This is a genomic window from Citrobacter sp. Cf088 (assembly GCF_030334295.1).
Taxonomy (GTDB): domain Bacteria; phylum Pseudomonadota; class Gammaproteobacteria; order Enterobacterales; family Enterobacteriaceae; genus Citrobacter; species Citrobacter freundii.
Window position 1 is genome coordinate 312546 of the sequence record NZ_JAOWEE010000057.1, and the last position, 17829, is coordinate 330374.

The window sequence follows — 17829 nt, forward strand, 5'->3', positions numbered from 1 at the left end:
ATAACAAACGCCGCCGGGGCTTTCGTTTATTGCCCGCAGACCTCGCACCCCGGATTACGCATCAGCTTCATTTCGCGAAACTGGCAGGTCATGGCATCGTACATGACGATTTTTCCGGATGCCGGTTTACCGTAGTTTGCCAGCAGCTTAATGGCTTCCATTGCCTGTAACGAGCCGATCACGCCGATCAGCGGGGCCATCACTCCGGCTTCTACGCAGGTCAGGGCGTTTTCACCGAACAGACGGCTCAGGCAACGGTAGCAGGGCTCGCCTTCCTGATACGTAAAGACGGTAATTTGCCCTTCCATGCGAATTGCTGCACCGGAAACCAGCGGAACTCTGGCGGCATAGCATCCGGCATTCAGCTGATTGCGGATGCTGACGTTATCCGTACAGTCCAGCACCAAATCATGTTCGGCAATAAGCGCGTGAATCTCGCTATCGTCCAGCAGCGCATTCACCGGCGTAATGACGATATAAGGGTTAATCCGCGTTAGCGCGTCACGGGCGGATATCACTTTTGGTTGCCCTACGGTTGCATCGCTGTGCAGCGTCTGGCGTTGGAGGTTTGACACGGATACCGTGTCAAAGTCGAGCAGGGTTAAATGCCCGACGCCAGCACCAGCAAGGTACTGGGTTGCAGCACATCCCAGTCCCCCCAGACCAACGACCAGTACCCGCGCATCTTTGAGCGCTTCCTGACCTTCGAAATCGAAGCCGCGCAGAATGATTTGCCGGTTATAGCGCATCATCTCCTGGTCGCTGAGTTCTGCCATTACAGGCCTCCAAACAGTGCGTTAAATGGCTCAACTTCAACCCATTCTCCGGCCTCAACGTTACCGCGATCGCGCTCCAGCACAATAAAGCAGTTGCCCTGGCTAAAGGAGCTAAAAATATGCGAGCCCTGGTGCCCGGTGGTAGTGACTTCCAGTTCGCCTTCCGCGGTACGCTGCAATACACCACGCTGAAAATCCAGACGCCCTGGCGTTTTCTTCAGGCGTGAAGCGGTGCGTACGCGCTGGCGCGGAGGCAACCCACAGGCGGTGTTGCCGCTGAGTTTCGCCAGCAGCGGTTGTACCAGTTGATAAAAGGTGAGGGCAGCAGACACCGGGTTACCCGGCAGGCCGCAAAACCAGCTGTTGCTCAGTTTGCCAAAGGCGAACGGTTTACCGGGTTTGATGGCCAGCTTCCAGAAGGCAATTTCTCCCAGCTCTTCCAGAATGGTTTTGGTGTAATCCGCTTCGCCTACCGAAACGCCACCAGAGCTGATGACGACGTCGGCCTGGCTGTCGGCTTCGGTAAATGCGGCCCGCAGCGCGTTGGGATCGTCGCGAATAATTCCTAAGTTGATCACCTCGCAGCCCAACTGCTGCAGCATCAGGTGAACGGTCAGACGGTTTGTGTCATAAATCTGCCCGTCACCCAGCGGCTGACCCGGCAATTGCAGCTCATCACCGGTGGAGAACAACGCCACGCGGACTTTACGCACAACGGGGACCTCGGCAATACCGAGCGAAGCTAGCACGGGAAGCTCGGCGGTTGTCAGACGAGTTCCTGTGGGGAATACCACCGCGCCGTTTGCAATATCTTCACCGCGCAAACGAATATTTTGTCCGCTGCGGACGTCGGCGGTAAAACGCACACCGTCGTCAGTTTGTTCCGTTTGCTCCTGCATTACCACGGCTTCACAACCGGCAGGCACCGGGGCTCCGGTCATAATACGGATGCAGGTTCCCGCAGGCCACTCGCCGTGGAATGGCTGTCCAGCAAAGGCTTTGCCAGCCACCGCAAGAGGCTGGTCTGATTGTAAATCGGCTAATCGCACCGCATAGCCATCCATTGCCGAGTTATCGAATCCCGGCACATCAATCGGGGAGACGACGTCGGTGGCCAGAATGCGGCCAAAGCATTGAACCAGCGGCAGCGTTTCGACGGCGGTGAGTGGGGTAATACGCGAAAGCATCTGAGAAAGAGCCGTTTCAAGCGGCATCAGTCCGGCGGTAAATTCCATGAGAAGACTCCTGCGGGGCAAAATCGAATCCGCTCATTATGTCAGAAAATGGACGCGGACAGTATGCTACCTCAGGCTTAGGATCAGATCTGATACAGGTTTTCTGCCAGAGATTAGCGCTACAGGAAAGATGCAGTATAGACTCATGATTTCTGCTTTTTCTCCAGGAGGCTAAATGTCTGCGACTATCCCGGATTCAATTCGACGACAGGTGAATGCCGCCAGTGCACTGATTGCGCGGATTATCGAGGGCGATCTGGTTGCTGTTCATTTGTATGGCTCTGCTGTTGAAGGTGGCTTAAAGCCCCAAAGCGATATCGATTTACTGGTTACCATTAGGCAGCCACTTAATACCCGGCAAAGAAATGATCTGATGCAGGGTTTTCTGGAAATATCAGCCCCGCCTGGTAGCGTTGATAGATATCGGGCGCTGGAAGTGACCATCGTGGTCTATTCACAACTTGTACCCTGGCAATTCCCACCGTCAAGAGAAATGCAATTTGGCGAATGGTTGCGTGACGATATTCGCGCGGGAATTGTTGAACCGACACAGGTGGATCCTGATCTCTCCATCCTGCTGACCCAGGCCAGGCGCGCCAGCGTAGCGTTGTTCGGTGAAGCCGCTGAGACGTTATTCAACGTCATTCCTTTTAGCGATGTCGTGCAAACATTTCGGCATATTCTTGATATGTGGCAGAAAACGGTCGATTTAGAGGGTGACGAGCGAAATATCATCCTCACTCTGGCGCGTATTTGGTACAGCGTGGTTACGGGCAATATTGTCGCTAAAGATGAAGCCGCCTCCTGGCTTATACCGCAATTACCCGTTGAGTATGCTGACACGCTGCAAGCCGCGCGTGCGGAATACCTGGGGTTAACTAAAAAGAACTGGGCTGCGTCTATGCAGTCTGTTGAACGCTTTGTGTTTTATGCAAAAAAACAGATTGCCGTTCGGCTTGAATAATATATTCAACGATGTTGGAAGATCCCCTTTCTGATTAACTCATCTAAATAACCTGATGGGATGGGGTGTGAGGTACGGGCCTTAACCTTTACATGACGTCTGCATCTTTCTATATTCAAAAATCGAATCAATAAGTCACAGAAATTCTGATATTTATAACCCCGGTACCTGCCACCTAATGGACGAATAAAATGGGTAAAGCAGTCATTGCAATTCACGGCGGCGCAGGGGCTATCACCCGTTCGCAGCTGAGCCAGGAGCAAGAGTTGCGTTATATACAGGCGCTGTCGGATATCGTTGAAACCGGCCAGCGGATGCTTGAAGACGGTCGTAGCGCACTGGATGTCGTTACCGAGGCCGTGCGCCTGCTGGAAGAGTGTCCATTGTTTAATGCCGGAATTGGCGCGGTGTATACCCGTGATGAAACCCATGAACTTGATGCCTGCGTGATGGATGGTAACACGCTTAAGGCGGGAGCTGTCGCCGGGGTCAGCCATCTGCGAAACCCGATTCTCGCGGCACGCCTGGTAATGGAACACAGTCCACACGTCATGATGATAGGTGAAGGGGCTGAAAACTTTGCCATTGCGCAGGGTATGGAGCGCGTATCAGCGGATATTTTCTCGACGCCAGAACGCTACGCTCAACTTCTGGCGGCGCGAACAGCGGGTGAAACGGTGCTGGACCATAGCGCGAGCCCGCTGGATGAAAACAACAAAATGGGTACCGTGGGTGCGGTCGCATTAGATATGTTTGGCAATCTGGCGGCAGCAACATCCACCGGTGGGATGACCAATAAATTACCGGGGCGGGTGGGTGACAGTCCGTTGGTTGGCGCAGGCTGTTATGCCAATAATGCAAGTGTGGCAGTCTCCTGCACCGGAACCGGAGAAGTCTTTATTCGTGCTTTGGCGGCCTATGACATTGCGGCGTTGATGGACTACGGCGGTCTGAGTTTATCCGAAGCGTGTGAACGCGTAGTGATGGAAAAATTACCAGCGCTTGGCGGCAGCGGCGGTTTAATTGCTATCGATCATGAGGGCAATGTCGCTTTGCCGTTTAACAGCGAAGGTATGTACCGCGCCTGGGGATACGCAGGTGATACGCCAACAACCGGTATTTATCGGGAAAAAGGAGATAGCGTTGCCACACAGTGATGAGCTTGATGCCAGCGATGTGCTGGCAGTCAGCAATCTGAATATTGCCTTTGAACAGGAGCAGCAGCGTGTCAGCGCAGTGCGCAATCTGTCATTTCGCCTGAAGCGTGGCGAAACGCTGGCGATAGTCGGTGAGTCTGGTTCTGGTAAGTCGGTGACCGCCTTGTCGCTGATGCGTCTGATTGAACAGTCCGGCGGCGAGGTGAGCTGCGATGAAATGCTCCTCCGACGCCGTAATCGACAGGTTATTGAGCTGGGTGAACAGAGCGCATCACAAATGCGTCACGTGCGCGGTGCGGATATCGCGATGATCTTCCAGGAGCCTATGACATCGCTTAATCCGGTGTTTACCGTGGGCGAGCAAATTGCCGAGTCTATCCGCTTGCACCAGGGTGCCAGTCATGAAGAGGCGATGGTAGAAGCGAAGCGAATGCTCGACCAGGTGCGTATCCCCGAGGCGAAGGCGATTTTATCGCGTTATCCACACCAGCTTTCCGGCGGTATGCGCCAGCGGGTGATGATCGCCATGGCACTGTCGTGTCGCCCTGCGGTTTTAATTGCTGATGAGCCGACAACCGCGCTGGATGTCACCATTCAGGCGCAGATCCTGCAACTGATAAAAGTGTTGCAGCAGGATATGTCGATGGGAGTGATCTTTATTACCCACGATATGGGCGTTGTGGCGGATATTGCCGACCGCGTGCTGGTGATGTATCAGGGCGAGGCGGTAGAAACCGGCAGCGTTGAGCAGATTTTTCACACTCCCCAGCATCCTTATACTAAAGCGCTGCTGGCAGCCGTGCCGCAGCTTGGGGCAATGAACGGGCATGAACTTCCGCGCCGTTTCCCGCTTATTTCATTACACGATCCCAGCCATGTAGAGCCACAGACCGAACAGGATACCGTGGTTGAAGGCGAGCCAATTTTGCAGGTACGTAACCTGGTGACGCGTTTTCCTCTGCGTAGCGGCATTCTAAATCGCGTGACTCGCGAGGTGCATGCAGTGGAAAACGTCAGCTTTGACCTGTGGCCGGGAGAAACGCTCTCGCTGGTGGGAGAGTCGGGCTGTGGGAAATCCACCACCGGGCGGGCGCTGTTGCGCCTGGTTGAGTCTCAGCGTGGGGAAATCATTTTCAACGGACAGCGTATTGATACCCTTGCTGCCAGCAAGTTGCAGCCGCTGCGTAGGGATATTCAGTTTATCTTCCAGGATCCGTATGCCTCGCTCGATCCACGTCAGACGGTGGGATATTCCATTCTGGAGCCGCTACGGGTGCATGGGTTATTGCAGGGTGATGCGGGGTCAAAACGGGTTGCATGGCTGCTGGAACGCGTAGGATTGTTGCCTGAGCATGCCTGGCGCTATCCGCACGAGTTTTCCGGCGGTCAGCGTCAGCGTATCTGTATTGCACGGGCATTGGCACTCAATCCCAAAGTGATTATTGCCGATGAATCTGTCTCGGCGCTGGATGTTTCAATTCGCGGGCAAATCATCAACCTGATGCTCGACCTGCAGCGAGAATTGGGTATCGCATATCTGTTTATTTCTCACGATATGGCGGTGGTGGAACGGATCAGTCACCGTGTAGCGGTAATGTATCTCGGGCAAATCGTTGAGATTGGCCCCCGACGCGCGGTGTTTGAAAATCCGCAACATCCGTATACGCGCAAACTGATGGCGGCAGTACCGGTTGCCGATCCATCGCATCACCGACCACAGCGTGTGCTGTTGTCGGATGATATCCCCAGCAATATCCGCAAGCGCGGCGAAGAGATTTCCCCCGTGTCGTTACAGTTAGTTGGCCCGGGGCATTATGTTGCGCGTGGGCAACCAGAAAATGCGCTTTCGCGTTTATAACAGGCAGGCAGGGTTTAAGGAGAATAACATGACAAAAATTGTTGCTCGGAAATGGCTGGTTGCTGTGGGAGTAGCCTCTGCGCTGGCCGCATCGCCTGGCTGGGCCGCCAAAGACGTGGTGGTGGCGGTAGGATCCAATTTCACCACGCTTGACCCCTATGACGCGAATGACACGTTGTCGCAGGCGGTAGCGAAGTCGTTTTATCAGGGACTGTTTGGCCTTGATAAAGAGATGAAGCTGAAAAATGTGCTGGCAGAGAGCTATACGGTTTCTGATGACGGCCTGACTTACACTCTTAAGCTGCGTCAGGGTGTGAAATTTCAGGATGGCACCGACTTCAACGCTGATGCGGTTAAAGCCAACCTCGACCGCGCCAGCAATCCGGAAAACCGTCTGAAACGCTACAACCTGTATAAGAATATCGATAAAACCGAGGTTGTAGATCCGTCAACGGTGAAGATTACGCTGAAACAGCCGTTCTCTGCCTTTATCAATATTCTGGCGCATCCGGCAACGGCAATGATTTCTCCCGCCGCGCTGGAGAAATACGGTAAGGAGATCGGTTTCCACCCTGTGGGGACCGGGCCGTACCAGCTTGATACCTGGAATCAGACAGATTTTGTGAAGGTTAAGAAGTTCGCGGGTTACTGGCAGCAAGGGCTGCCAAAGCTGGATACGATTACCTGGCGTCCGGTGACCGACAACAACACGCGTGCGGCCATGCTGCAGACCGGGGAAGCGCAGTTTGCCTTCCCGATCCCTTACGAGCAGGCTGCGTTACTGGCGAAGAATAAAAACCTGGAACTGGTGGCCAGTCCGTCTATTATGCAGCGTTACATCAGCATGAACGTCACACAAAAACCGTTCGATAATCCGAAGGTGCGCGAGGCGTTGAATTATGCCATCAACCGTCAGGCGCTGGTGAAAGTGGCGTTTGCGGGTTATGCCACGCCAGCAACGGGCGTTCTTCCTCCATCGATAGCTTACGCGCAAAGCTATACGCCATGGCCATACGACCCGGCGAAAGCGCGCGAACTTCTGAAAGAAGCAGGTTATCCGAACGGTTTTACCACCACGCTATGGTCTTCACATAATCACAGTACCGCGCAGAAAGTGCTGCAATTTACCCAGCAGCAGCTGGCGCAGGTGGGAGTTAAGGCTCAGGTAACAGCGATGGATGCCGGCCAGCGCGCGGCGGAAGTCGAGGGTAAAGCGCAGAAAGAGAGCGGGGTGCGGATGTTCTACACCGGCTGGTCTGCCTCTACGGGGGAAGCGGACTGGGCGCTGTCACCGCTGTTTGCATCACAAAACTGGCCGCCAACGCTGTTTAATACGGCGTTCTATAGCAATAAGCAGGTGGACAGTGATTTAGCGGCGGCCTTGCAAACTAACGATCCAGCGCAGAAAGCGAAGCTGTACAAGGATGCGCAGGATATTATCTGGAAAGAGTCGCCGTGGATCCCACTGGTAGTGGAAAAACTGATTTCGGCGCACAGCACCAGATTGACCGGGTTCTGGATTATGCCGGACACCGGATTTAGCTTTGATGATGCGGATTTAAAATAAGCTATTCATTCGGCCCCGCTAACCAGGGGCCGGCGAAGGGAGCGTGATGCTTAACTATGTTTTCAAGCGCCTGCTGGGGTTGATCCCAACGCTATTGATTGTTGCGGTGCTGGTGTTTTTATTTGTTCACCTGCTACCCGGCGATCCGGCCCGGCTGATTGCCGGACCGGAAGCTGACGCCGAGGTGATTGAACTGGTACGCAAGCAGCTGGGTCTGGACCAACCGCTGCATATTCAGTTCTGGCATTACATGACCAACGTGTTGCAAGGCGATTTTGGCACGTCGATGGTTTCTCGTCGTCCGGTTTCCGAAGAGATAGCCAGCCGTTTTATGCCGTCGTTATGGCTGACAATTGCGAGTATGGCATGGGCTGTGTTATTTGGTATGACGGCGGGGATCATTGCAGCCGTATGGCGCAATCGCTGGCCGGACAGGTTGAGTATGACGCTGGCGGTTACCGGGATCTCGTTCCCGGCGTTTGCGCTTGGCATGCTGCTCATGCAGATATTCTCCGTTGAACTTGGCTGGTTGCCAACCGTTGGCGCTGACACCTGGCTGCACTATATCCTCCCGTCTATTACTCTGGGCGCGGCGGTGGCTGCGGTGCTGGCCCGGTTTACCCGCGCCTCGTTCGTCGATGTGCTCAGCGAAGACTATATGCGTACCGCGCGGGCTAAAGGGGTAAGTGAGACCTGGGTGGTGTTAAAACATGGTCTGCGTAACGCGATGATCCCAGTGGTCACCATGATGGGGCTACAGTTTGGCTTTTTGCTTGGTGGATCAATCGTGGTTGAGAAGGTGTTCAACTGGCCTGGGCTTGGGCGACTGCTGGTGGACTCCGTCGAAATGCGCGACTATCCGGTGATTCAGGCCGAGGTACTGTTGTTTTCTCTGGAGTTTATTCTTATCAACTTAGTGGTGGATGTGCTTTACGCCGCCATTAATCCGGCTATCAGGTACAAGTAAGGATGCGATTTTTTAACTGGCGCCGACAGGCGATTTTGAATGCAATGCCCCTTGTTAAGCCAGAGCAGATACGCACACCGTGGCATGAGTTCTGGCGTCGTTTCCGTCGACAGCACATGGCGATGTTCGCTGGGCTGTTTGTATTGCTCCTGATCATGGTCGCGATTTTTGCCCGCTGGCTGACGCCATTTGATGCCGAAAATTACTTCGATTATGACCGTTTGAATGATGGGCCGTCGATGCTGCACTGGTTTGGTGTCGATTCTCTGGGACGAGATATCTTTAGCCGCGTGCTGGTTGGCGCGCAAATCTCGCTGGCGGCGGGGGTTTTTGCCGTGTTTATTGGCGCGGCGATTGGCACAGTGCTGGGGCTGCTGGCGGGATACTACGAAGGTTGGTGGGATCGGCTGATTATGCGTATCTGCGATGTGCTGTTCGCCTTTCCCGGCATTCTGCTGGCGATAGCCGTGGTCGCCGTGCTGGGCAGCGGCATTGCGAACGTGATTATCGCCGTGGCCATTTTCTCCATTCCTGCTTTCGCGCGCCTGGTGCGCGGAAATACACTGGTGCTGAAGCAACAGACGTTTATTGAGTCTGCGCGCAGTATTGGTGCCAGCGATACGACCATCATTTTTAACCATATCCTGCCGGGTACGGTTTCATCGATCGTGGTCTTTTTTACCATGCGAATCGGCACGTCGATCATCTCTGCCGCGAGCCTGTCATTTCTGGGATTAGGCGCACAGCCGCCGACGCCGGAGTGGGGGGCAATGCTTAATGAAGCGCGCGCTGACATGGTGATCGCGCCGCACGTGGCGATTTTCCCGGCGGTAGCGATATTTCTGACGGTGCTGGCGTTTAACTTACTGGGAGATGGTCTGCGCGACGCGCTGGACCCGAAGATAAAAGGATAAATCACAGGCCGGATAAGACGTAATGCCTTATCCGGCCTACGGTTGAGTTACGCTTAATTAAACGCGTGAACCCCACAGATCGTATTCATCTGCGTTTTCGACCTTCACGCGGATGATATCACCAGGTTTCACCTTGGTTTCACCATTCAGGTATACCGCGCCGTCGATTTCCGGAGCATCAGCCATGCTACGACCAATTGCGCCTTCTTCGTCAACTTCATCAACGATAACCAGAATCTCGCGGCCCACTTTCTCTTGCAAACGTTCAGCAGAGATCTGCTGTTGCAATTGCATAAAGCGGTTCCAGCGTTCTTCTTTCACCTCTTCCGGGATTTGATCCGGCAGGTCATTAGCGCCAGCGCCTTCTACCGGGCTGTATTTAAAGCAGCCCACGCGATCCAGACGTGCTTCCTTCAGGAAGTCGAGCAACATTTGGAAGTCTTCTTCCGTTTCACCCGGGAAACCAACAATGAAGGTGGAGCGCAGCGTCAGTTCAGGGCAGATTTCACGCCACTGTTTGATGCGCGCCAGCTGTCTGTCTACGGAGCCTGGGCGTTTCATCAGTTTAAGAATACGCGGGCTGGCATGCTGTAACGGGATGTCCAGATACGGCAGGATTTTCCCTTCTGCCATCAGCGGGATCACGTCATCAACGTGCGGGTAGGGGTAGACGTAATGCAGGCGCGTCCAGATCCCCAGTTTTGATAACTGTTCGCACAGATCAACCATGCTGGTTTTGACCGGCTCGCCGTTATGGAAACCGGTCCGGTGTTTCACATCCACACCGTACGCAGAGGTATCCTGAGAGATTACCAGAATCTCTTTCACGCCCGCATCGACCAGACGCTTGGCTTCGCTGAGGACGTCGCCAATCGGACGGCTCACCAGATCGCCGCGCATGGATGGAATAATGCAGAACGTACAGCGGTGATTACAGCCTTCAGAAATCTTCAGATAGGCGTAATGGCGCGGAGTCAGCTTGACACCCTGCTCAGGAACCAGGCTCAGGAACGGATTATGCTTTGGTTTGGGTACGTAATGGTGAACGTGCTCCAGAACCTGCTCGTAGCTATGCGGCCCGGTGATTTCCAGTACCTTCGGGTGGACTTCACGGATCTGATCGACTTTCGCGCCCAGACAACCGGTGACGATCACCTTGCCGTTTTCGTTAAGCGCTTCGCCGATTGCTTCCAGGGATTCCTGAACCGCACTGTCGATAAAGCCGCAGGTATTAACGATAACCATATCCGCGTCGTCGTAGCTTGGCACGACATCATAGCCTTCGGTACGAAGTTCGGTCAGGATGCGCTCAGAATCGACGAGGTTTTTCGGGCAGCCGAGGGAGACAAAGCCGATTTTCGGCTGGTGGGTTACATTGCTCATAGCGTAAAAAGTGTTCAGTTATTGGAATATTCAGGGCAGGGATTCTACAGAGTTCTGAACAAAAATTGTATCGCAATCTCAAATCATCAGCGGCCTGCTGGGTGCGGAATTAAAGATTATTTGTAAATTATGTTAATTTTAGGTGATGGGTTGATCCTGGACATGACTTTGTTCAAAAAATAACCATACTATTAAGTTGCACCATAGTTGGAAAGAGGAGGAACAAAGTATGGTTGTTGACAGACTGAGAACCGATCTTCTCAACAAATTGATAAACGCCCGTATCGAACTTGCCGCTTATCTGCAGTTGAGAAAAGCGAAAGGCTACATGTCAGTCAGCGAGAGCGATCGTCTGCGTGATAATTTTTTTGCACTGAATCGCGAATTGCACGAACAATCACAGCTTCACGGTATGCATCTTGATCAGGAAGAGTGGAATGCCCTTCATCGTGCTGAAGGGGCGTTAGCCGCCGCCGCTGTTTGTCTTATGAGTGGACACCATGATTGTCCAACGTTTATCGCCGTTAACGCAGAGAAACTGGAAAACTGCCTGACAACGCTGACGCTGAGTATCCAGAGTTTGCAATCTTACCCAACGCTGGAACACGTCTGAATCAGGGGGAGGGCACTCCCCCTTTTCGTTAAGATTATGTAAATATGACGGGGTGATTCCCCTTGCTGGCTACGCTTTATGCAGAGCCATTAAGGAGGTGTTATGCGTCGACTCTTTCTCTGTGCTATCCCACTTGCGCTATTTTCCTCTTATGCCGTCGCGGTAAAAGTGGAAGTGCTGCAAACCAAACTCGATCACCCATGGTCACTGGCTTTTTTACCCGATAACCGGGGTATGCTCATTACGCTCAAAGGTGGACAGCTTCGACTCTGGCAGCCTGATAAAGGGCTTTCCGACCCGCTGACCGGCGTACCAAAAGTCTGGGCGAATGGTCAGGGCGGATTGCTTGATGTGGTGTTAGCTCCGGACTTTGAACGATCCCGCCGGGTGTGGTTAAGCTTCGCGGAAGCTGACAGTGAAGGCAAAGCGGGCACCGCGGTAGGCTACGGGCGATTGAGTGACGATCTCAAACACCTGCAAGAATTTCAGACCGTTTTTCGCCAACAGCCAAAGCTCTCTACCGGAAACCATTTTGGTGGACGTCTGGTATTTGATGGAAACGGCTATCTGTTTATCGGCCTTGGTGAGAATAACCAACGTTCAACTGCTCAGGATTTGGATAAGCTGCAGGGCAAGGTCGTACGACTGACCGATGAGGGCAAAATTCCACCGGATAATCCGTTTGTGAACATGGAGGGAGCGCGGGCAGAGATTTGGTCGTATGGCATCCGCAACCCGCAGGGTATGGCGATGAATCCGTGGAGTGATGTGTTGTGGCTCAATGAGCATGGCCCACGCGGAGGCGATGAAATTAATATCCCCGAGAAAGGGAAAAACTACGGTTGGCCTATCGCGACCTGGGGTGTTAACTACAGTGGTTTGAAAATTCCCGAAGCAAAAGGTCAAATTGTTGCTGGCACGGAACAACCCATCTTTTACTGGGAAAAGTCGCCAGCGGTCAGCGGAATGGCTTTTTATAATAGTGATACCTTTCCACAGTGGCGGCAGAAGTTGTTCATCGGCGCGTTGAAAGATAAAGAAGTGATCGTACTGAGCGTTAAAGAGAATACGGTCACTGAGGATGGTCGTCTGTTGCAGGAAAGGGGGCAACGGATCCGTGATGTGCGCGTCGGACCAGATGGTTATATGTACGTGTTAACCGACGAGTCCGACGGGGAATTACTAAAAGTGAGTCCCTGATTTGTTTAGCTGACCGGGATCATCACGATTTTTTGAAACGCCGGGCGCTCGGTCAGTTGCTGATACCAGCGTTCCAGATGCGGGCGCGGGGTCCAGCTCAGGCCAACGTTGAACAGGTTATAGATAAACGGTGCCACAGCGATATCCGCCGTGCCAAATTCAGCCCCGGAGAACCATGACTGGTCTGCCAGCGCGTTATCCAGAATGGCAAACAGGTTATCGCAAACTTGCTTACTGGCCTCAATGGCCGCTAGATCGCGCTGATCGGCAGGTGTTCTGACCAGGCCAAATAAGATAACCCGATGCGCAGGGCTTAGCGTCTGATTTGTCCAGTCCATCCATTTTTCGCCGACGGCGCGCGCGGCCGGTGCGTCAATCCACAAACGTTTTTGTCCGTACTGAGCGGCCAGATAGCGGACAATGGTATTGGATTCCCACAGCACAACGTCCGTTTCATCATCGCGTAGCAACGGGACCAGTCCGTTCGGGTTTAGTGCCAGATAGTCGGCATCGCGGTTACCGCCATGCTGTCCGCCCGCCAGAATTTGGTTATACGGCAGTTCCAGTTCCTCGAGCGTCCACAATACTTTTTTTACGTTGGTCGAGTTATTGCGACCCCACAGTGTAATCATAGTAACCCCGCAAATTAATTGAGCAGCTTTATGGCTGCAGATGCCATCTGACTAGCTCACATGGTGGGGTAAACCTAATATTTACGCAACAAAGTCTAAAAAAATCGTGCCAGGAGCAGCGCAGCGCGGCGTTATTGCATAAACTTTAAAAACTTTACCAACTTACGGTTTCTTTAAGCTCATTAGTGCGTTATTACTCACCGCACTTATTTTACACGTCATCCATCAGACTTTTTCTGCATGGGTTGGTCGAGGTCGCTTGGCTGGTTTTGTGTAAACACGGTGTGGTATGACGTGGTTTTTTGGAATGGATACTCGGGTGGCATTTATGACGCAATACTTCTCTTCACTTCGCAGCTTTGCTGCAGGTTCTGCACTCTTAATCCTTTTGGCGCCGACCGTACAGGCGGCGGAGCAACCGACGGCCCCGCCGAGCGTGGACGCGCGCGCGTGGATTCTGATGGATTACGCCAGTGGCAAGGTGCTGGCGGAAGGTAATGCTGATGAGAAACTGGATCCTGCCAGTCTGACCAAAATCATGACCAGCTATGTGGTTGGGCAGGCGCTGAAGGCCGGAAAAATTAACCTCAACGACATGGTCACCGTGGGCAAAGACGCCTGGGCGACCGGTAATCCAGCCCTGCGCGGTTCGTCGGTGATGTTCCTCAAGCCCGGCGATCAGGTTGCGGTATCAGATCTGAATAAAGGCGTTATCATTCAGTCAGGTAACGATGCGTGTATTGCACTCGCTGATTACGTTGCCGGCAGCCAAGAATCCTTTATTGGTCTGATGAACGGCTATGCGAAAAAACTGGGGCTGACCAACACTACTTTCCAGACGGTGCACGGTCTGGATGCGGCAGGACAGTTCAGTACCGCACGTGATATGGCGCTGCTCGGGAAGGCGTTAATTCACGATGTGCCGGAAGAGTATGCTATTCACAAAGAGAAAGAATTTACCTTCAATAAAATTCGTCAACCGAACCGCAACCGTCTGTTGTGGAGCACCAACCTGAACGTGGATGGTATGAAAACCGGGACCACTGCCGGGGCGGGATACAACCTGGTGGCTTCCGCGACCCAGGGCGATATGCGCCTGATCTCCGTGGTGCTGGGGGCGAAAACCGATCGCATTCGTTTTAATGAGTCAGAAAAGCTGCTGACCTGGGGCTTCCGCTTCTTTGAAACCGTTACGCCGATCAAGCCGGATGCGACTTTCGTTACTCAGCGCGTATGGTTTGGCGATAAGAGTGAAGTGAATTTGGGTGCCGGAGAAGGTGGTTCTGTGACCATCCCGCGTGGCCAGCTCAAAAACCTGAAGGCCAGCTTTACCCTGACTGAACCACAGCTAACTGCACCGCTGAAGAAAGGTCAGGTTGTGGGCACTATCGACTTTCAGTTGAACGGAAAATCCATTGAGCAACGTCCGTTGATGGTGATGGAAGATGTGCAAGAGGGTGGTTTCTTTAGCCGCATGTGGGACTTTGTGATGATGAAATTCCACCAGTGGTTTGGTGGTTGGTTCTCTTAATCTTACCTATTGCCGGATGGCGCAATCGCCGTCCGGCAGTATCTCTTAATACTTCAGCGTGATACGTTGCGCTTTAGCGTACTCGACATACTCATCGTCAGGGCGGTTATCACTGATAATGGTATCAAAGCGTTTTAATTCCCCCATCCTCGCAGGTCGCACCTTGCCAAACTTGCTGTGATCGACCACCAAAACGTGATGCTGCGCCATCGACATTGCCCAGTGCTTCACCGGCAGTTCTTCCAGATTAAAACAGGTCGCGCCTTTCTCGATATGAACGCCTGCCGCGGAATAAAAGGCGATATCCGGACAGAGATTGTTCAGCGTTTCCTGGAAGTCGAGCGGTTTAAAAATCGCGTTACTGGCATGGAATTCGCCACCACACAGAATGACGCGGCACTGCGGTTTTTCCTGCAGCACCAGAAACGTATTCAACGAGTAGCAGATTGCGGTGAAGGGCAGTTCATTGTCGATCGCTTCAATGATCCACGGCGTGGTAGTACCGCAATCGAAAAAGATGGTCTGATGCGCCTGCACGAGACTCGCCGCCAGCTGGGCGGCGCGACGTTTTTCATCAACCAGACGGGATTTTTGATCGCTGATTAAATAATGGTTAGCGCTGCGGGGTTCCAGAACAATATAGCCCCCGAGCAGTACGACGGGAGCATCATGATTATTCAGGTCGCGACGAATGGTCATCTCAGACACGCCCAGCAACGTTGCGGCTTCTTTGAGGTGTAATTTATCGCTGCGTTTCAGCGCCTGCAGTAATTGACCAATACGCTCGTCGCGTCGAGTTTCCATAGTTCCCCTGGAGAATAGAATAAGTGCTCAGTTTCGCGCTTAATACTACTCTTTTTACCGTGGGTTAGTCACGTACCCAACCTTTACGGATGGGGAGGGCGAAGCAGGCGCGATAGCAAGTTTGCAAGCCGAGGTACAGGGTCGCGCCAAAGCGCTGCCAGATCATCTGGGCGCTCAGACAGCCGATCAACCCAGCCAGTAATCCGCCCAGCATATCCAGCGGCCAGTGTACGCCAAGGTAAACCCGCGACCAGGCAATCGCCACGGCAACGACCATCAGCAGAGCGCCCGTCCACAGGCGATGCCAGAACAGGAAGGCCAGTGCAAAGGTAAAGATAACCGTACCGTGGTCACTCGGGAAAGAGTCATCTGCCGCATGATGCAGAAAGTTGTAACCAATGTGGTTTACAAACGGGCGATCGTGAGGGAACAGATGTCCCATCAGCCAGGAAATCGTCAGACCAACTATCAACGCAATGGCCATTTTGATGACCAACTGGCGCTGGAGCGTAACCTGACCGCGAGGTCCCCATAGCCAGAGCACAACGGCTAACAGCGGCACAATGCTGATCAGATCTTTGGCAATGAAAATGGCGAGCGAAATTGCCCATTGCGCAGAGTCGGGTGTTGCATTGATCAGGTAAAAAAGTGAGTTGTTCAGATTTTCCAGCATAACGTCCAGACTCAGTGTAATCGTTAAAAAGACCCATGGGAGCGAGAGCATAAAATTGCTTTCACGGGATAAAAAGCGGTCTTGTCTTATTTGTCTGCTAAATGACTATTTTTAAGACAATTAATGAGACTTATTGAGCATGATAGCGGTCTCAACTTAAATTAACCTTAAAGCAAAATCTTCTTGAGCAAATGAATGTAAAAATGTGCGCATTTTGCTTTCAAATCACATAATTCACTATCACCAGTACGGCGCATTTATTACACTTTGCGCGATTTTTCTATAGCTAAGAGACTGCATGCAGAACCGTTTATCTTCAGGCGCCCGTTTGGGGCGTCAGGCATTACTTTTCCCTCTCTGTCTGGTGCTTTACGAATTCTCTACTTATATCGGCAACGATATGATCCAGCCTGGAATGTTGGCGGTGGTGGAGCAATACAATGCCGGAATAGATTGGGTACCCACATCCATGACCGCCTATCTGGCTGGCGGCATGTTTTTACAGTGGTTATTAGGACCGCTATCGGATCGTGTTGGGCGTCGTCCGGTGATGTTAACCGGCGTGCTCTGGTTCATCGTGACCTGCCTTGCGACCCTGCTTGCACAGAATATTGAGCAATTTACTTTCCTGCGTTTTTTGCAGGGGATAAGCCTGTGCTTTATTGGTGCGGTGGGTTACGCCGCCATTCAGGAGTCCTTTGAAGAAGCGGTCTGCATAAAAATTACCGCGCTGATGGCAAACGTGGCGCTGATTGCGCCGTTGCTGGGTCCGTTGGTAGGCGCAGCTTGGGTACATGTTCTGCCGTGGGAAGGGATGTTTATCCTGTTTGCTGCTCTGGCGGCCATCTCCTTTTTTGGTCTGCAACGCGCGATGCCGGAAACGGCAACCCGGCTGGGTGAAAAGCTGTCCATTAAAGAGCTGGGCAAGGATTATAAGTTGGTGCTAAGGAACGTGCGTTTCGTTGCAGGCGCACTGGCGTTGGGTTTTGTCAGCCTGCCGTTACTGGCGTGGATTGCGCAATCTCCGATTATTATCATCAGCGGAGAACATCTCAGTAGTTACGAATATGGCCTGTTGCAGGTGCCGATTTTTGGTGCGCTGATTGCCGGTAACCTGGTGCTGGCGCGTCTGACTTCGCGAAAAACCGTGCGTTCGCTGATTATCATGGGCGGCTGGCCAATTGCCGTTGGCCTGATTATTGCCGCTGCGGCCACGGTGGTGTCATCTCATGCATATCTATGGATGACGGCGGGTTTGAGTATCTATGCGTTTGGCATTGGCGTGGCGAATGCGGGGCTGGTGCGCCTGACGCTGTTTGCCAGTGAAATGAGTAAAGGTACAGTTTCTGCCGCAATGGGTATGCTGCAGATGCTGATTTTTACCGTTGGTATCGAGCTGAGTAAACACGCTTATCTGCTGGGAGGCAACGGCTTGTTCAGCTTGTTCAATCTGGCCAGCGGCGTGCTGTGGCTGATTCTGATGGTGATCTTCCTGAAAGATAAACGGGTAGGGGATTCCCGGGAAGGCTAAAGCCCGGTTGCCCGGGCCTGGCAG

At 52.9% G+C, this 17829-nt stretch carries 16 protein-coding genes; 10 read left to right on the forward strand and 6 right to left on the reverse strand.

All coding sequences use genetic code 11. The annotated features are described in order from the left end of the window. Positions 1–26: 26 nt before the first annotated feature. Both moeB and moeA read right to left on the reverse strand, forming a co-directional pair. Entirely contained in the window at positions 27–776 is a 750-nt protein-coding gene (gene moeB, locus OGV71_RS22535; RefSeq protein WP_003035283.1) for a molybdopterin-synthase adenylyltransferase MoeB, read from the reverse strand. Then, positions 776–2011 carry a molybdopterin molybdotransferase MoeA gene (gene moeA, locus OGV71_RS22540; protein WP_003035286.1) on the reverse strand — a complete coding sequence of 412 codons (1236 nt, stop codon included), beginning with the start codon at positions 2009–2011 and terminating at the stop codon, positions 776–778. Before moeA ends, moeB begins: the two co-directional genes overlap by 1 nt. A gap of 175 nt (positions 2012–2186) precedes the next feature. On the opposite strand from moeA, the gene OGV71_RS22545 reads away from it, so the two are divergent. The 6 genes from OGV71_RS22545 (at position 2187) to gsiD (ending at position 9438) form a co-directional block, all read left to right on the forward strand. Then, positions 2187–2975: an aminoglycoside adenylyltransferase family protein gene (locus tag OGV71_RS22545; RefSeq protein WP_204583830.1), complete on the forward strand. Its 789-nt coding sequence runs from the start codon at positions 2187–2189 to the stop codon at positions 2973–2975. 191 nt (positions 2976–3166) lie between these two features. Further along, on the forward strand, positions 3167–4132 hold the full coding sequence (gene iaaA, locus OGV71_RS22550; RefSeq protein WP_003035291.1) for a beta-aspartyl-peptidase: 966 nt from the start codon (positions 3167–3169) through the stop codon (positions 4130–4132). Continuing rightward, a complete protein-coding gene (gene gsiA, locus OGV71_RS22555) occupies positions 4119–5990 on the forward strand; it encodes a glutathione ABC transporter ATP-binding protein GsiA (protein ID WP_086503870.1) in 1872 nt (623 codons plus the stop codon). The genes iaaA and gsiA overlap by 14 nt, the downstream gene beginning before the upstream one ends. A 28-nt stretch (positions 5991–6018) precedes the next feature. Continuing rightward, positions 6019–7557 (forward strand): glutathione ABC transporter substrate-binding protein GsiB, encoded by a 1539-nt coding sequence (gsiB, locus tag OGV71_RS22560; RefSeq protein WP_003035297.1) that lies wholly within the window; start codon positions 6019–6021, stop codon positions 7555–7557. A gap of 46 nt (positions 7558–7603) precedes the next feature. Further along, positions 7604–8524, forward strand: a complete 921-nt coding sequence (gene gsiC / locus OGV71_RS22565) for a glutathione ABC transporter permease GsiC (RefSeq protein ID WP_003836970.1) — start codon at positions 7604–7606, stop codon at positions 8522–8524. Positions 8525–8526: 2 nt separating this feature from the next. Then, positions 8527–9438 carry a glutathione ABC transporter permease GsiD gene (gene gsiD, locus OGV71_RS22570; protein WP_003035302.1) on the forward strand — a complete coding sequence of 304 codons (912 nt, stop codon included), beginning with the start codon at positions 8527–8529 and terminating at the stop codon, positions 9436–9438. Positions 9439–9495: 57 nt separating this feature from the next. Here gsiD and rimO read toward each other — a convergent pair whose 3' ends face one another. After that, the gene (gene rimO / locus OGV71_RS22575; RefSeq protein ID WP_003035305.1) at positions 9496–10821 is read right to left on the reverse strand and encodes a 30S ribosomal protein S12 methylthiotransferase RimO; all 1326 of its coding nucleotides are present in this window, start codon (positions 10819–10821) and stop codon (positions 9496–9498) included. A gap of 229 nt (positions 10822–11050) precedes the next feature. Between rimO and bssR the strand changes: the two genes are divergently transcribed. Continuing rightward, positions 11051–11434 (forward strand): biofilm formation regulator BssR, encoded by a 384-nt coding sequence (bssR, locus tag OGV71_RS22580; protein WP_003035308.1) that lies wholly within the window; start codon positions 11051–11053, stop codon positions 11432–11434. A 102-nt stretch (positions 11435–11536) separates the two neighbouring features. After that, positions 11537–12634: a PQQ-dependent sugar dehydrogenase gene (locus OGV71_RS22585; RefSeq protein ID WP_204583828.1), complete on the forward strand. Its 1098-nt coding sequence runs from the start codon at positions 11537–11539 to the stop codon at positions 12632–12634. A 5-nt stretch (positions 12635–12639) separates the two neighbouring features. On the opposite strand, the gene OGV71_RS22590 is transcribed toward OGV71_RS22585, so the two are convergent. After that, positions 12640–13266, reverse strand: coding sequence for a glutathione S-transferase family protein (locus tag OGV71_RS22590; protein ID WP_204583826.1), 627 nt, complete (start codon positions 13264–13266; stop codon positions 12640–12642). Between the two features lie 328 nt (positions 13267–13594). Here OGV71_RS22590 and dacC point away from each other — a divergent pair, with 328 nt between their 5' ends. Continuing rightward, entirely contained in the window at positions 13595–14797 is a 1203-nt protein-coding gene (gene dacC, locus OGV71_RS22595) for a serine-type D-Ala-D-Ala carboxypeptidase (protein WP_003035316.1), read from the forward strand. A 45-nt stretch (positions 14798–14842) separates the two neighbouring features. Here the strand turns inward: dacC and deoR are convergent, their stop codons facing one another. Together deoR and ybjG are read right to left on the reverse strand one after the other, a co-directional pair. Next, positions 14843–15601: a DNA-binding transcriptional repressor DeoR gene (gene deoR, locus OGV71_RS22600; RefSeq protein WP_003035319.1), complete on the reverse strand. Its 759-nt coding sequence runs from the start codon at positions 15599–15601 to the stop codon at positions 14843–14845. Between the two features lie 64 nt (positions 15602–15665). Then, positions 15666–16274 carry an undecaprenyl-diphosphate phosphatase gene (gene ybjG, locus OGV71_RS22605; protein WP_003836958.1) on the reverse strand — a complete coding sequence of 203 codons (609 nt, stop codon included), beginning with the start codon at positions 16272–16274 and terminating at the stop codon, positions 15666–15668. Positions 16275–16572: 298 nt separating this feature from the next. Between ybjG and OGV71_RS22610 the strand changes: the two genes are divergently transcribed. Continuing rightward, positions 16573–17805: an MFS transporter gene (locus OGV71_RS22610; RefSeq protein ID WP_061548429.1), complete on the forward strand. Its 1233-nt coding sequence runs from the start codon at positions 16573–16575 to the stop codon at positions 17803–17805. The last annotated feature ends 24 nt before the right edge of the window (positions 17806–17829 follow it).

Coding starts and splice junctions, on each gene's coding strand:
- gsiB (WP_003035297.1), top strand. CDS start 6,019: ATGACAAAAATTGTTGCTCGGAAATGGCTGGTTGCTGTGGGAGTAGCC.
- rimO (WP_003035305.1), bottom strand. CDS start 10,821: ATGAGCAATGTAACCCACCAGCCGAAAATCGGCTTTGTCTCCCTCGGC.
- OGV71_RS22610 (WP_061548429.1), top strand. CDS start 16,573: ATGCAGAACCGTTTATCTTCAGGCGCCCGTTTGGGGCGTCAGGCATTA.
- OGV71_RS22590 (WP_204583826.1), bottom strand. CDS start 13,266: ATGATTACACTGTGGGGTCGCAATAACTCGACCAACGTAAAAAAAGTA.
- OGV71_RS22585 (WP_204583828.1), top strand. CDS start 11,537: ATGCGTCGACTCTTTCTCTGTGCTATCCCACTTGCGCTATTTTCCTCT.
- OGV71_RS22545 (WP_204583830.1), top strand. CDS start 2,187: ATGTCTGCGACTATCCCGGATTCAATTCGACGACAGGTGAATGCCGCC.
- moeB (WP_003035283.1), bottom strand. CDS start 776: ATGGCAGAACTCAGCGACCAGGAGATGATGCGCTATAACCGGCAAATC.
- moeA (WP_003035286.1), bottom strand. CDS start 2,011: ATGGAATTTACCGCCGGACTGATGCCGCTTGAAACGGCTCTTTCTCAG.
- gsiD (WP_003035302.1), top strand. CDS start 8,527: ATGCGATTTTTTAACTGGCGCCGACAGGCGATTTTGAATGCAATGCCC.
- ybjG (WP_003836958.1), bottom strand. CDS start 16,274: ATGCTGGAAAATCTGAACAACTCACTTTTTTACCTGATCAATGCAACA.
- dacC (WP_003035316.1), top strand. CDS start 13,595: ATGACGCAATACTTCTCTTCACTTCGCAGCTTTGCTGCAGGTTCTGCA.
- deoR (WP_003035319.1), bottom strand. CDS start 15,601: ATGGAAACTCGACGCGACGAGCGTATTGGTCAATTACTGCAGGCGCTG.
- iaaA (WP_003035291.1), top strand. CDS start 3,167: ATGGGTAAAGCAGTCATTGCAATTCACGGCGGCGCAGGGGCTATCACC.
- bssR (WP_003035308.1), top strand. CDS start 11,051: ATGGTTGTTGACAGACTGAGAACCGATCTTCTCAACAAATTGATAAAC.
- gsiC (WP_003836970.1), top strand. CDS start 7,604: ATGCTTAACTATGTTTTCAAGCGCCTGCTGGGGTTGATCCCAACGCTA.